Source organism: Streptomyces sp. VTCC 41912 (assembly GCF_045799175.1).
In the GTDB taxonomy this organism is placed as follows: Bacteria; Actinomycetota; Actinomycetes; order Streptomycetales; family Streptomycetaceae; genus Streptomyces; species Streptomyces albulus_C.
The window spans coordinates 195,353-209,547 of the sequence record NZ_JBJMAB010000003.1; the positions used below are offsets into that span (position 1 = coordinate 195,353).

Consider the following 14,195-nt stretch of genomic DNA (forward strand, 5'->3'; position numbering starts at 1 on the left):
CTCAAGGCCCCAGGCCGTTCGCCGACCTCGTTTCACGTGAAACGAGCCGTTTCACGTGAAACACCGGCGGACGAACGCATCGCCCGGACCTAGAAGGGCGGCTCGTCCGAGTAGCCGCCGCCGGAGCCGCCGCCCCAGCCACCGCCGCCGCCCTGGCCACCCTGGCCGCCCTGGCCACCGCCAGAAGGACCACCGGTCGCCCACGGGTCGTCGGCCGGAGCGCCGCCGCCCTGCTGACCGCCGCCGGGGCCACCGCCCCAGCCGCCGCCACCCTGGCCGCCGCCCTGCTGACCGCCGCCCTGGCCGCCGCCGAAGCCGCCGCCCTGGCCGCCACGACCGCTGGTCTTGGTGACCTTCGCCGTGGCGTTGCGCAGGCTCGCGCCCACTTCCTCGACGTCGAGCTCGTAGACCGTGCGCTTCACGCCCTCGCGATCCTCGTACGACCGCTGCTTCAAGCGGCCCTGGACGATCACGCGGGTACCCCGCGTAAGGGACTCGGCGACGTTCTCCGCCGCCTGACGCCACACCGAGCAGGTCAGGAACAGGCTCTCGCCGTCCTTCCACTCGTTGGTCTGGCGGTCGAAGGTGCGGGGAGTGGACGCGACGCGGAACTTCGCGACCGCCGCACCGGACGGGGTGAAGCGCAGCTCGGGGTCGTCGACAAGATTGCCGACGACCGTGATGACGGTCTCGCCTGCCATTAGGGGAACCTCTCGGCGGGTGTGCTGCTGGCTGCTGGTGTTGCTGCTACTCGAACCCGATTACCGCTGGACGCGTACGCGCTCAGTGGGTCTCGGGACGGAGGACCTTGGTCCGAAGAACCGACTCGCTCAGGTTCATCTGACGGTCGAGCTCCTTGACGACCGCAGGCTCGGCCTGCAGGTCGATGACCGAGTAGATGCCCTCGGGCTTCTTGTTGATCTCGTACGAGAGACGACGACGGCCCCAGGTGTCGACCTTCTCGACCTTTCCGTTGCCCTCACGGACGACGGAGAGGAAGTTCTCGATCAGGGGGGCGACAGCGCGCTCCTCCAGATCGGGGTCGAGGATGACCATCACCTCGTAGTGACGCATGGTTAACCCACCTCCTTTGGACTCAGCGGCCACGGTCGTTCCGTGGCAGGAGGGTCGTGATGCGTTCCGCGCCCGGTCCGCCGGAGAATCCGGGCAGACATGTGCGCAGACCGTACAGAGTACCTGCCTCCGCGCTTCCGGTTGAAATCCGCCCGGCGGACCCCTCAATCTGGAACACAACGGGTGTGAGCGGCGTTACAGTGCGCCGCCCTGTCAGTGGAGGTGCCGCATGGCACAGGCAGCACGGACCCAGCGAAATCTGCTCGCGCTTCTCAACAGCGACGGCCAATCCCATCCCGTGGAGAACACTCTCGCGGTCGTGACCTTGGTACTCGGTGCGATTGCCGCCTTCAGCGCGCTCTCGCCCGGCCTGCACCTGGTCAGTTCCTGGGTGGGCCTGATCGGCATCGGAACGGGCCTGTGGGGCCAGTACATCTCCTCGACGACGGCTGAACGCTTCCTGTTGATCATCGGGCTCGGCGCCGCCGGCGTCGGCTTCTACCTCGGTCTCGCACACGGCGGTCTCTTCGGCGGCGTGGTCGGCTAGACCACCGCGCTGCGGCATACGGGGCCCGGCCCCGTACGGCCCAGACGGGGCGCTCCCCGGTCACAGTAGGCTTCGGCGCGAGAGCCGGAGCCCCGACCATGGGGACACACCAGCCGAGGAGCGCCCCGCATGAGCCTGACCCTGAGGACCATCAGCCGAGAGCAGCATCTGGCATACATCCAGAGCCTGCCCGCGGCGAGCCACATGCAGGTCCCGGCCTGGGCTGACGTCAAGGCCGAGTGGCGGTCCGAGAGCCTGGGCTGGTTCGACGCGTCCGGCGAGCTGGTCGGTGCCGGCCTGGTCCTCTACCGCCAGTTGCCCAAGATCAAGCGCTACCTCGCCTACCTCCCCGAGGGCCCGGTCATCAACTGGTTCGCGCCGAATCTCGAAGAGTGGCTGCGGCCGATGCTCGCCCACCTCAAGCAGCAGGGCGCCTTCTCCGTGAAGATGGGCCCGCCGGTCATCATCCGCCGCTGGGACTCCGCCGCGATCAAGGGCGGCATTCAGAGCCCCGACGTCAAGCGACTGCGGGACGTCGAGGCCACCCACATCGAACCGCGCGCCTTCGAGGTCGCCGACCGCCTGCGCCGCATGGGCTGGCAGCAGGGCGAGGACGGCGGCGCCGGTTTCGGCGACGTACAGCCCCGCTACGTCTTCCAGGTGCCGCTGGCCGACCGCGCGCTGGAGGACGTCCACAAGGGCTTCAACCAGCTGTGGCGCCGCAACATCAAGAAGGCCGAGAAGGCCGGCGTCGAGGTCGTCCAGGGCGGCTACGAGGACCTGGCCGAATGGCAGCGGCTCTACGAGATCACCGCGAAGCGCGACCAGTTCCGGCCGCGTCCGCTCGGCTACTTCCAGCGCATGTGGTCCGCCCTCAACTCCGAGGACCCCAACCGCATGCGGCTCTACTTCGCCCGCCACAACGGGGTGAACCTCTCCGCCGCGACCATGCTCGTCGTCGGCGGGCACGTCTGGTACTCCTACGGAGCCTCGGACAACATCGGCCGCGAGGTCCGCCCCTCCAACGCGATGCAGTGGCGGATGCTGCAGGACTCCTACGCGCTCGGCGCCTCCGTCTACGACCTGCGCGGCATCAGCGACTCGCTGGACGAGAACGACCACCTCTTCGGTCTGATCCAGTTCAAGGTCGGCACCGGCGGGCAGGCGGCGGAGTACCTCGGCGAGTGGGACTTCCCGCTCAACAAGCTCCTGCACAAGGCGCTCGACATCTACATGTCGCGCCGCTGACCGCTCCACCGCACTCCTGACACACCCCAGCCACGAGAAAGGTTCCGGGCCGGCCATGGCGCTCACCCTCTACGTCGACACCGCACGCTGGCGGGCGCATCAACAGAGCGTTCTCCAGCAGTTCCCCGGGCTGGTCCCGGTCTGCAAGGGCAACGGCTACGGCTTCGGCCACGAACGCCTCGCCGACGAGGCCACCAGGCTCGGTTCCGACATCCTCGCGGTCGGCACGACCTACGAAGCAGCCCAGATCAAGGACTACTTCAGTGGTGATCTGCTGGTCCTGACCCCGTTCCGGCACGGCGAGGAGCCGGTGCCGCTGCCCGACCGCGCGATCCGCTCGGTCTCCTCGGTCGAGGGCGTGGGCGGACTGGTCGGCGCCCGGGTCGTCATCGAGGTCATGAGCAGCATGAAGCGGCACGGCGTGAAGCCGGAGGACCTGCCGAAGCTGGCCGCGGCCATCGAGGACGTCCGGCTGGAGGGGTTCGCCATCCACCTGCCGCTGGACCGCGCCGACGGCACCGACTCGGTCGACGAGGTCATCGGGTGGATGGACCAGCTGCGCGCCGCCCGTCTCCCGCTGCACACCATGTTCGTCAGCCACCTCAAGCCCCAGGAATTCGCCCGCCTCCAGCAGCAGTTCCCGCAGACGCGCTTCCGCGCGCGGATCGGCACCCGGCTGTGGCTCGGTGACCACGACGCCACCGAGTACCGCGGCTCGGTGCTGGACGTCACGCGCGTCGCCAAGGGCGACCGGTTCGGCTACCGCCAGCAGAAGGCGGCCTCGGACGGCTACCTCGTCGTGGTGGCCGGCGGCACCTCGCACGGCGTCGGCCTGGAGTCCCCCAAGGCGCTGCACGGGGTGATGCCGCGCGCCAAGGGCGTGGCCCGCGCCGGCCTGGCGAGCGTCAACCGCAACCTCGCGCCGTACGTCTGGGCCGGCAAGCAGCGCTGGTTCGCCGAGCCCCCGCACATGCAGGTGTCGATCCTGTTCGTACCGGCGGAGGCCCCAGAGCCCAAGGTCGGCGAGGAACTGGTCGCCCACCTGCGGCACACCACCACGCAGTACGACCGCCTCGTGGACCGCTGAGCCGTCCGGCCGGCTGAAGACCGACGTCAGGGCCCGGTGGTGCGGAATCTTCCGCACCACCGGGCCCTGACGCTCTCCGCCGCTTCCCTCAGTCCCGTACGACGCCCCAGCGCACGCGCGGCGCCCCCTCGAAGTGCAGCGCCTGCCGCGGCTCGTGGGACGCCTGTCCGAGCACGAACACGTCGGAGCTGCGGTCCAGCACGCCCCCCGAGGGGTCGTCGTCGCCGTCCCTACGGACCACGTCGCGCTCCGGCAGCAGGATGTCCCGGACCACCACGGCGCAGAGGTAGAGCGTGCCGAGCAGGTGCAGTGCGATGGCCAGTTGGTAGCCCTCGGGCGGCAGTCCCTGGTGCTTGTCTCCGCTGCCGGTGTAGGCCAGGTACATCCAGATCCCCAGGAAGTACATGACCTCGCACGCCTGCCAGATCAGGAAGTCCCGCCAGCGCGGCCGGGCCAGCGCCGCCAGCGGGATCAGCCACAGGACGTACTGCGGCGAGTAGACCTTGTTGGTGAGGATGAACAGCGCCACCACGAGGAAGGCGAGCTGTGCGAAGCGCGGTCGGCGCGGGGCGTAGAGGGTCAGCAGCGCGAGGGCTCCGCAGCCGACGACCATGAGCAGCGACGCGTAGAGGTTGGCGTTCTCCAGGGGGTTGCCGGTCCGCTGCGAGATCAGCAGCCAGACCGAACCGAAGTCGATGGGCCGTTCCTGGCTGAAGGTGTAGAACTTCGCCCAGCCCTCCCGGATGTGGAAGCCGGAGGCATCGTGGGCGATCATCACCGGCAGGTTCACCACCAGCCAGGACACCACCGCACCGAGGACGGCCCGCCCGTACGCGCGCCAGGCCCCCGCCCGCCAGCACAGCACCAGCAGCGGACCGAGCAGCAGGGCCGGGTACAGCTTCGCCGCGGTCGCCAGCCCGATCAGGACGCCCGCCGCCAGCGGCCGGCTGCGGGACCACAGCAGCATCCCGGCCGCGGTCAGCGCGACGGCCAGCAGGTCCCAGTTGATGGTGGCGGTGAGGGCGAACGCCGGTGCCAGGGCGACCAGCAGCCCGTCCCACGGGCGCCGCCGGTGGGTACGGGCGACGCAGACCGCGATGACCGCGGCGCAGACCATCAGCATGCCGGCGTTGGCCAGCCAGTAGATCTGCTCCCGGGCCTGGATCGTGCCGCCGTGCGGCGTCAGCCAGGAGGCGACCTCCATGAAGAGCCCGGTCAGCACCGGGTACTCCAGGTACTGCATGTCGCCGGGCAGCTTGTCGAAGTAGGGGATCAGGCCGTCGGCGAACCCCCGGCCCGAGTAGAGGTGCGGGATGTCCGAGTAGCAGGCGTGCACGTACTGACTGGTGGCGCCGAAGAACCAGCCGCCGTTGTAGCAGGGCAGCTTCTGCACCATGCCGAGCGCGAACATCCCGATGGCGACGAGTGCGACGACCCGCACCGGCGACAGCCAGTGCGCCCCGAGCAGCGCGCGCCGGCCGATCGGCCCGCCGATCAGCTCGCTGCCGGCCGCCGCCACCTCATCCCGTCGCGTCGGCCGTACGGGCTCGTCCTGTCGCAGGCTCGTCATGGCCCCATCCTGCCGTACCCACCGGGGACGAACGCGACGAAGCCCCCGACCCGGTCGTCCGGGTCGGGGGCTTCGTTGGAGCCGTGTTTCACGTGAAACGTCGGCACCGTTTCACGTGAAACGCTCAGTTGTTGCCAGAGCCCGTGGGGCCGCCGAAGATGCCACCTCCGGTGTTGTTCCCACCACCGGTCGGATCGGGCGTCGCCGGCGGCGAACCACCGGGGCCACCGCCCGGTCCACCGGGGCCACCGCCATTGCCGCCGCCGTTGTTCCCCCCGTGGTTCTTGCAACGGACGTCCCACGGAGAACAGGTCTCGGTCGGAGTTGCGGTCGGGGTCTGCGACGGGGAGGCCGTGTTGCTCGGTGTGTCCGACGGAGTGGGCGTGGGCGTCGGCGTGGGCGTCGGCTTGGGCGTCGGCATACCGGACTCGTTGATGACCTGCCCGATCGACTGGGCCGGCGGGAAGGGCTCCGAGGCAAGCCCGTTCATCGCCTCCAGCATGTACTGCGTCCACACCTCGGTGGGCAGTGCGCCACCATGGATCGAGTCGAAGCCACCGACGCCGTTCATGGACAGCTGGCGGGGGTTCTGCGCGTCCTCACGGAACATGGTGATGGCCGTCGACAGCTGCTTGGTGTAGCCGACGAACCAGGCCGACTTGTTCTCGTCGGTGGTGCCCGTCTTGCCCGCGGCGGGCTTCCCCAGCTTCTTGGCCGCCTTGCCCGTACCGTTCTGGATCACGTTCTCCAGCACGTCGGTGACGTTGTTGGCGATGTTCGAGTCGATCGCCGTCTGCGGCTTCGGCTTCTCGAAGCCCGGCAGCTCCTTGCCCTCGGAGACGACCTTGGTCACGGAGTAGGGCTCCGCCTGCGTCCCGGAGGCGGCGAAGGTGGCGTAGGCGTCGGCCATGCGGATCGCGCTCGGTGTGGAGGTGCCCAGTGCGAAGGACGGGTTGAGGTTCCGGTCGAAGCTGGCCGGCGAGATGCCCGCGGCCTGCGCCATGTCCCGCACCTTGTCCATCCCGACGTCCATGCCGAGCTGGACGAACGGGGTGTTCACCGACTGCTCCATCGCCTTCCGCAAGGAGATGTAGCCCCAGGGGAAGTCGCTCTCGTTCACCTGGTAGAAGGGCGAGTTGTCCTTCTTGAGGACGTACGTCCCGTCCGGGTTCCTCACCTTGAGGTGGTCGTCGCCGTTGTACTTGCTGTCCGGCGAGAGCGGCTGGCCACTGCCGACCTTGCCGTACTTCATCGCCGCGGCGAGGACGAACGGCTTCCAGGTCGAGCCGACCGGCACGCCGTAGGTGTCGGCGTTGTTGCTGAAGTGCCCCTTGTCGTAGCCCTCACCGCCGTACAGGGCCACGATCCTGCCGTCTCCCGGCACCACCGAAGCACCACCGAACTGAACGTACTTGTCCTTTTCCGGCCGCTTCTTCGGGTTGATGTAACGGTCGTTGACCTTCTGCACCGCGGCGGCGAGCGCCTTGGTCTTCTTCTCGTCGAAGGTCGTCTGGATCGTGTAGCCGCCCTTGTCGAAGCGGGCCTCACTGATGTCCGTGTGCTTGAGGACGTACTTCTTGGCGACGTCGATCAGGTAGCCGACCTGACCGCCCTTGCTGGCCCCCGCCTTCGGTTTCTGCGGCATGGGGAAGCCCTCGGTCTTCCACTTGGCCGCCTCCGCCGCCGACAGGTGGTTGTTCGCCACCATGCGGTCGAGGATCCACGACCAGCGCTCCTTGGCGCGGGCGGTGTTCAGCGCCGGGGTGGCGTTCGCCCCGATGCCGCCGGCCGGGTCGTACAGGTTCGCGCCCTTGAGCACCGAGGCCAGGAAAGCGGACTCACTGGCGTTCAGCTGGGGGGCGTTCTTGCCGTAGTACGCCTGGGCCGCGGCCTGGATCCCGTAGGCGCCCCGACCGAAGTAGCTGGTGTTCAGGTAGCCCTGGAGGATCTCGTCCTTCGACTGCTGCCAGCCGACCTTGACCGAGATGAAGAGTTCCTTGAACTTGCGGTCCAGGGTCTGTTCCTGGCTCAGCATGGCGTTCTTCACGTACTGCTGAGTGATGGTCGAGCCGCCCTGGGTGTCGCCGCCCCGCGCCATGTTGAACAGCGCGCGGAGGATGCCCATGGGGTCGACGCCATGGTCCTTCCGGAACGAGGCGTTCTCAGCCGAGATGACCGCTTCCTGCATGGAAAGCGGGATTTCGCTGATCCCGACCACCTGGCGGTTGGTCTCGCCGTCCCGGGCCATGGTCTTGCCGTTGGCCCAGAGGTAGACGTTGTTCTGCGACCTGGCGGCCTTGTTCTCGTCGGGCACCTGCACCAGCGCAAGGCCGACGCCGGCCACCCCCACGACCAGGCCGGCAACGGCGACACACATGCTGGCCACCTGTTTCCAGGAGGGCATCCACCTCCGCCAGCCGGTGTGGTTGGCGCGCGGGTAGTCGATGAATCGCTTCTTGGGCGGCTTGCCTCCGCCCCGACCGCGGCCCCGGCCTCCTTCTCCGCCACCGCCTCCGCCACGGCGGCCGCCGCCGTGACCGGCACCACCGCCGGACGCCATCGCCGCGGTGTCGGATCCTCGCCGACGACCGCCGCGTTGGGCGGCCCGGCGGGCCTCGGCACGTCCCCCCGGCCGCGGCTGGGGCTGCTGAGGCGGCTGAGGCGTGGCCCCGGCGCCGGCACCCTGAGGAGGGGCCGCTCGGCGCCCGGAGGGTGGTGCGGCGCGTCTGGCAGCGGCACGCCCGCCACCTTGCGGCTGGGGTGGTTTGCGACGGTGCTCGCTCATGGAACGAATACTCCTCGGGCAGGCGCGCTCTCTCGTCGCCTGAAGGCGGTAGTTGTCTTCAGATCCCCCCGAAGCACGACCCGTTCCTGACGCGCGGGCCGCACTACGCCGAGGTCAGGGACGTCACGTGTAGGCCCACGGTTCCCGGCAGTCTGCATGCCGCACAGACTACGCACGGCCAAAACCTGCCCAGTGTTGAAATTCACTCCAAAACAGTCAGGTTGGCTCGCACGAATAAGTGATGTGACGCCGTTCACCGTCCGACCACTTGTTCCGCCCTGGGCACCGTTCTATCGTCTGGATGTATCGAGTCGATACATCAGCACGAGATAAAGACCGCACAGGGCCTAGGAGGCGGAGGATGAGCAAGCGTTCGGGCATCCTCGAATTCGCCGTCCTCGGCCTGCTCCGGGAATCCCCGATGCACGGTTACGAGTTGCGGAAGCGGCTCAACACCTCGCTCGGGGTGTTCCGGGCGTTCAGCTACGGCACCCTCTACCCCTGCCTCAAGGCGCTCGTCGCGCACGGCTGGCTGGTGGAGGAAACGGGCGGTGACCCCGACGGGGTTCCCGCCACGGCGCTCACCGGACGCCGCGCCAAGATCGTCTACCGACTGACCCCGGCGGGCAAGGAGCACTTCGAAGAGCTGCTCAGCCACTCCGGACCGGAGGCATGGGAGGACGAACACTTCGGTGTCCGCTTCGCGTTCTTCGGTCAGACGTCGCGGGACGTGCGGATGCGCGTGCTGGAAGGCCGCCGCAGTCGGCTGGAGGAGCGCCTGGAGAAGATGCGCACCTCCCTGGCCAGGACCCGCGAGCGGCTGGACGACTACACCCTCGAACTGCAGCGGCACGGCATGGAGTCCGTGGAACGCGAAGTGCGGTGGTTGAACGAGCTCATCGAGAGCGAGCGAGCCGGGCGCGATCAGCGCGCTCCGGAGTCCACCGAGCAGGGCGAGAACGACCAGTCAGCAGATACGGGCGGCCTGCCCCGGCACCGGGGTGGTTCCCGGCCGGATCCGTCCGAATGACACCACCACATGAGGGCCTGCCCCGCAGGCCCTCATCGAGAACACAGGGAGCAACCGGAATGGGTTCGGTTCGCGTAGCCATCGTCGGCGTGGGCAACTGCGCCGCCTCGCTGGTACAGGGCGTCGAGTACTACAAGGACGCCGACCCGGACAGCCGCGTGCCCGGCCTCATGCACGTGCAGTTCGGCGACTACCACGTCGGTGACGTCGAGTTCGTCGCGGCCTTCGACGTCGACGCCAAGAAGGTCGGCCTGGACCTCTCGGACGCCATCGGCGCCAGCGAGAACAACACCATCAAGATCTGCGACGTGCCGAACGCCGGCGTCCGGGTCCAGCGCGGCCACACCCTCGACGGGCTGGGCAAGTACTACCGCGAGACGATCGAGGAGTCCCCGGAGGCCCCGGTCGACGTCGTCCAGGTCCTGAAGGACAAGCAGGTCGACGTGCTGGTCTGCTACCTCCCCGTCGGCTCCGAGGACGCGGCGAAGTTCTACGCCCAGTGCGCCATCGACGCCAAGGTCGCCTTCGTCAACGCCCTCCCGGTCTTCATCGCCGGCACCAAGGAGTGGGCGGACAAGTTCACCGAGGCCGGCGTGCCGATCGTCGGTGACGACATCAAGTCGCAGGTCGGCGCCACCATCACGCACCGCGTCATGGCCAAGCTGTTCGAGGACCGGGGCGTCATCCTGGACCGCACGATGCAGCTGAACGTCGGCGGCAACATGGACTTCAAGAACATGCTCGAGCGCGACCGCCTGGAGTCCAAGAAGATCTCCAAGACCCAGGCCGTCACCTCCCAGATCCCCGACCGGGACCTCGGCGAGAAGAACGTCCACATCGGCCCGTCCGACTACGTGGCCTGGCTGGACGACCGCAAGTGGGCCTATGTCCGCCTCGAAGGCCGCGCCTTCGGCGACGTCCCGCTGAACCTCGAGTACAAGCTCGAGGTCTGGGACTCCCCGAACTCCGCGGGCGTCATCATCGACGCGCTGCGCGCCGCCAAGATCGCGAAGGACCGGGGCATCGGCGGTCCGATCCTCTCCGCCTCCTCGTACTTCATGAAGTCGCCGCCGGTGCAGTACTTCGACGACGAGGCGCGGGAGAACGTCGAGAAGTTCATCCGTGGCGAGGTCGAGCGCTGACCGCTCGCCCCACCCCTCTCCGCCGGCCTCCGGGTATTCCTCCCGGAGGCCGGCGGCCTGTGTGAGGCTGTGCCTCATGCATGCTGTGCGCGCTCTCCGCGTATTACTCCGGCTACGCGACTTCCGTTCGCTCCTGGCCGCACGGCTCCTCTCCCAGGCCGCCGACGGCGTGTTCCAGGCAGCGCTCGCCACCTTCGTCATCTTCTCGCCCGAGAAGCAGGCGTCCCCCGAGGCGATCGCCTCCGCCATGGCGATCCTGCTGCTGCCGTACTCCCTCCTCGGGCCTTTCACCGGTGTCCTGTTGGACCGCTGGCGCCGGCGTCAGGTCCTGCTGTACGGGAACCTGCTGCGCACCGTGCTCGCCGTGCTCACCGCGGCCCTGATCGCGATGCAGGTCCCGGACTGGCTCTTCTACGTCTCCGCCCTGTGCGTGACCGCCGTCAACCGCTTCGTCCTGGCGGGGTTGTCGGCCGCCCTGCCCCGCGTGGTCGACGGTGGACGGCAACTGGTGACGGCCAACTCCCTCGCACCGACGGCCGGCACGCTCGCCATGACGGTCGGCGGCGGGCTCGCCTTCGCCATCCGGCTGGCCGGTGCGGACCTCGACGGAGTCGTGGTCCTGCTCGCCGCGCTGCTGTACCTCTGCTCCGCCCTCACCGCCCTGCGGATGACACCGCAACTGCTCGGCCCCGACCCCACGGTCCTGCAACCGCACGTCAGAGAAGCCCTGTTGAGCACGGTGCGGGGACTCGCGGAGGGGCTCCGGCACCTCGCCGCACGCCCCACCCCGGCGGGCGCGCTCACCACGATGACGCTGGTCCGCTTCTGCTACGGCGCGCTGACGGTGATGGTACTGACGCTGTGCCGGTACGCCTGGTCCGACACCACGTCCGAGGGCCTGGCCCTGCTCGGAGTGACCGTCGCCGTGTCAGGAGCCGGATTCTTCGCGGCGGCAGTGGTCACCCCGTGGGCGGTCGGCCGGTTCACACCCTTCGGTTGGATGGCCTGCTGCGCCGTGGCAGGCGCGGTCCTCACACCCGCACTCGGACTGTTCTTCCGCCCGGCGCCCATGCTGGCGGCCGCGTTCGTCCTCGGCCTGGGCACCCAGGGCACCAAGATCACCACGGACACCGTGGTCCAGTCGTCCATCGACGACGCCTTCCGCGGCCGCATCTTCGCCCTCTACGACGTGCTGTTCAACGTCGCCTTCGTCGGCGCCGCCGCGGTCGCCGCCCTGATGCTGCCACCGGACGGCCGGTCCGCCGTACTGGTCGTGGTGGTCGCCGCGCTCTACGCCCTGGTCGCCGCGGCACTGATCCGCTTCGGACGCCGTTGAGCGCGGCTTCCCCCTAGCGGGAACCCTCGCCCGTGCGACGCCGTCGCCGGAGCCGGTACGTTACGGACGTTGATCCACGCGCCCGGACACCTCGTTTCCGGGCACACCAATTTCGGGGGAATTCCCATGACCACGCCGCCGCAGGGGCACAACCCGTACGGCCAGAACCCATACGGACAGCAGCCGTACGGCCAGCAGCCGTACGGCCAGCCGCCCTATCCGCAGCAGCCTCAAGCCCCGTACGGACCGCCCCCGGGCGGTCAACCGCAGGCCGGGCCGCCGCCGCAAGGCGGGTACGCCTACCCGCAGCAGCCACAGCCTCCCTACGGCCAGCAGCCGCAGCCGGGTTTCCCCCCGGCGCCGCAGCAGCCCTCCATGCAGGGTGGGGCGCCCGTTCCACCGCAGAACCCCCGGCCTTCCCGTTCCCCCAAGGCGATCCTGAAGGGGGTCGTCGCGGTCGTCGGCCTGATCGTCATCGGCATCGCTTGGGTGAGTTCCTGGGACAACGCCGATACCGCCGAGGTCGGCAACTGCATGAAGAACGAGGGGAACGAGATCAAGCCCGATCTCAAGGTGGTGGACTGCGGTACGGCGGAGGCCACGTACAAGGTGCAGGCCGTCCACCCCGACACCACCGACACCGCGCTCTGTTCCAAGAACACCACGGCCTACGCGGAGACCCAGCGCCACCGCCGGTCCTCCACCACGCGGTTCGTGCTCTGCCTTGAGCCGCTGAAGTAGCGCGGGAACGCCGAGGGGCGGGGTTGCACGTGAAACGGCCGGTCAGCTACCGGCATGTTTCACGTGAAACCCCGCCCCATGGCACTGCGCCCCGTTTCACGTGAAACATCGTCGGTTTCACGGCCACGCGAGCCTCGGCCGACTCAGCTCTGAGCGGCCCACCACTCCTTGAGAGTCGCCACCGCGGCCTCGTGCTCCAACGGGCCGTGCTCCAGCCGCATCTCCAGCATGTGCTTGTACGCCTTGCCGACCTGCGGGCCGGGACCGATGCCCAGGATCTCCATGATGGCGTTGCCGTCCAGGTCCGGGCGGATCGCGTCCAGCTCTTCCTGGTCCTGAAGCAGCGCGATGCGCTCTTCCAGCCCGTCGTAGGCGCGGGACAGGGCGCCGGCCTTGCGCTTGTTGCGGGTGGTGCAGTCCGAGCGGGTCAGCTTGTGCAGGCGCCCCAGCTGCGGGCCGGCGTCGCGGACGTAGCGGCGCACCGCGGAGTCCGTCCACTCTCCGGTGCCGTACCCGTGGAAGCGCAGGTGCAGCTCCACCAGCCGCGCGACGTCCTTGATCATGTCGTTGGAGTACTTCAAGGCGGTCATGCGCTTCTTGGTCATCTTCGCTCCGACCACCTCGTGGTGGTGGAAGGAGACCCGACCGTCCTTCTCGAAGCGCCGCGTCCTGGGCTTGCCGATGTCGTGCAGCAGCGCCGCCAACCGCAGCACCAGATCGGGCCCGTCGTCCTCCAGGTCGATGGCCTGTTCCAGCACGGTCAGCGAGTGCTCGTAGACGTCCTTGTGACGGTGGTGCTCATCGCTCTCCAGGCGCAGTGCGGGCAGCTCGGGCAGCACCCGGTCGGCGAGCCCGGAGTCGACCAGCAGTCGCAGCCCCTTGCGCGGGTTCGGAGCCAGGATGAGCTTGTTCAGCTCGTCACGGACCCGTTCCGCGGAGACGATCTCGATGCGCTCCGCCATCGAGGTCATCGCCTCGACGACCTCGGGCGCCACCTCGAATTCCAGCTGGGCGGCGAAGCGCGCCGCCCGCATCATCCGCAGCGGGTCGTCGGAGAACGACTCCTGCGGCGTCCCCGGGGTCCGCAGCACGCGGGCCGCGAGGTCCTCCAGACCGTCGTGCGGGTCGACGAACTCCTTCTGCGGGAGCAGCACCGCCATCGCGTTCACCGTGAAGTCCCGGCGGACCAGATCGTCCTCGATCGAGTCGCCGTACGAGACCTCCGGCTTGCGCGAGGTGCGGTCGTACGCCTCGGAGCGGTAGGTGGTGATCTCGATGTCGAACGAGTTCTTCTTGCAGCCGACGGTGCCGAAGGCGATGCCGACCTCCCAGACGGCGTCCGCCCACGGCCGGACGATCTTCAGCACGTCCTCCGGCCGGGCGTCCGTGGTGAAGTCCAGGTCGTTGCCGAGCCGGCCGAGCAGCGCGTCCCGGACCGATCCGCCGACCAGGGCAAGCGTGAAACCGGCCTCCTGGAAGCGGCGGGCCAGGTCGTCCGCGACGGGGGACACCCGCAGCAGTTCGCTCACGGCGCGGCGCTGCACGTGGTTCAGCGCGTCCGTCTGCTGCGGGGTCCGCTCGGGCTGCGGGGTGGGGAAGTCATCGTTGGCGTTCGGCACAACAGAAAAGGGTACG

General features: G+C 68.9%; 12 protein-coding genes. 7 read left to right on the forward strand and 5 right to left on the reverse strand.

The annotated features are described in order from the left end of the window. Positions 1-89: 89 nt before the first annotated feature. Positions 90-701: a single-stranded DNA-binding protein gene (locus ACJ6WD_RS06300; RefSeq protein WP_016578034.1), complete on the reverse strand. Its 612-nt coding sequence runs from the start codon at positions 699-701 to the stop codon at positions 90-92. 82 nt (positions 702-783) lie between these two features. Continuing rightward, positions 784-1,074 (reverse strand): 30S ribosomal protein S6, encoded by a 291-nt coding sequence (gene rpsF / locus ACJ6WD_RS06305; RefSeq protein ID WP_016578033.1) that lies wholly within the window; start codon positions 1,072-1,074, stop codon positions 784-786. A 229-nt stretch (positions 1,075-1,303) separates the two neighbouring features. Here rpsF and ACJ6WD_RS06310 point away from each other — a divergent pair, with 229 nt between their 5' ends. From ACJ6WD_RS06310 to ACJ6WD_RS06320, 3 genes are all read left to right on the forward strand, one after another. Further along, a complete protein-coding gene (locus tag ACJ6WD_RS06310) occupies positions 1,304-1,621 on the forward strand; it encodes a hypothetical protein (RefSeq protein WP_016578032.1) in 318 nt (105 codons plus the stop codon). Positions 1,622-1,750: 129 nt separating this feature from the next. Then, entirely contained in the window at positions 1,751-2,869 is a 1,119-nt protein-coding gene (locus tag ACJ6WD_RS06315; RefSeq protein ID WP_233657264.1) for a peptidoglycan bridge formation glycyltransferase FemA/FemB family protein, read from the forward strand. 55 nt (positions 2,870-2,924) lie between these two features. After that, a complete protein-coding gene (locus ACJ6WD_RS06320) occupies positions 2,925-3,956 on the forward strand; it encodes an alanine racemase (RefSeq protein ID WP_233657263.1) in 1,032 nt (343 codons plus the stop codon). Between the two features lie 88 nt (positions 3,957-4,044). On the opposite strand, the gene ACJ6WD_RS06325 is transcribed toward ACJ6WD_RS06320, so the two are convergent. Together ACJ6WD_RS06325 and ACJ6WD_RS06330 are read right to left on the reverse strand one after the other, a co-directional pair. After that, on the reverse strand, positions 4,045-5,526 hold the full coding sequence (locus ACJ6WD_RS06325) for a glycosyltransferase family 87 protein (protein WP_233657262.1): 1,482 nt from the start codon (positions 5,524-5,526) through the stop codon (positions 4,045-4,047). 124 nt (positions 5,527-5,650) lie between these two features. Then, the gene (locus ACJ6WD_RS06330; protein WP_407615272.1) at positions 5,651-8,311 is read right to left on the reverse strand and encodes a transglycosylase domain-containing protein; all 2,661 of its coding nucleotides are present in this window, start codon (positions 8,309-8,311) and stop codon (positions 5,651-5,653) included. A 361-nt stretch (positions 8,312-8,672) separates the two neighbouring features. On the opposite strand from ACJ6WD_RS06330, the gene ACJ6WD_RS06335 reads away from it, so the two are divergent. The 4 genes from ACJ6WD_RS06335 to ACJ6WD_RS06350 all read left to right on the forward strand — a co-directional run bounded on the left by ACJ6WD_RS06335 (position 8,673) and on the right by ACJ6WD_RS06350 (position 12,560). Continuing rightward, positions 8,673-9,341, forward strand: a complete 669-nt coding sequence (locus tag ACJ6WD_RS06335) for a PadR family transcriptional regulator (RefSeq protein ID WP_407615273.1) — start codon at positions 8,673-8,675, stop codon at positions 9,339-9,341. 59 nt (positions 9,342-9,400) lie between these two features. Next, on the forward strand, positions 9,401-10,483 hold the full coding sequence (locus ACJ6WD_RS06340; protein ID WP_407615274.1) for an inositol-3-phosphate synthase: 1,083 nt from the start codon (positions 9,401-9,403) through the stop codon (positions 10,481-10,483). A gap of 76 nt (positions 10,484-10,559) precedes the next feature. Continuing rightward, complete coding sequence (locus ACJ6WD_RS06345; protein WP_233657260.1) at positions 10,560-11,819, forward strand: MFS transporter; 1,260 nt, start codon at positions 10,560-10,562, stop codon at positions 11,817-11,819. 126 nt (positions 11,820-11,945) lie between these two features. Beyond that, complete coding sequence (locus ACJ6WD_RS06350) at positions 11,946-12,560, forward strand: hypothetical protein (protein ID WP_233657259.1); 615 nt, start codon at positions 11,946-11,948, stop codon at positions 12,558-12,560. Positions 12,561-12,703: 143 nt separating this feature from the next. On the opposite strand, the gene ACJ6WD_RS06355 is transcribed toward ACJ6WD_RS06350, so the two are convergent. Next, complete coding sequence (locus ACJ6WD_RS06355; RefSeq protein WP_233657258.1) at positions 12,704-14,179, reverse strand: CCA tRNA nucleotidyltransferase; 1,476 nt, start codon at positions 14,177-14,179, stop codon at positions 12,704-12,706. Positions 14,180-14,195 lie beyond the last annotated feature (16 nt).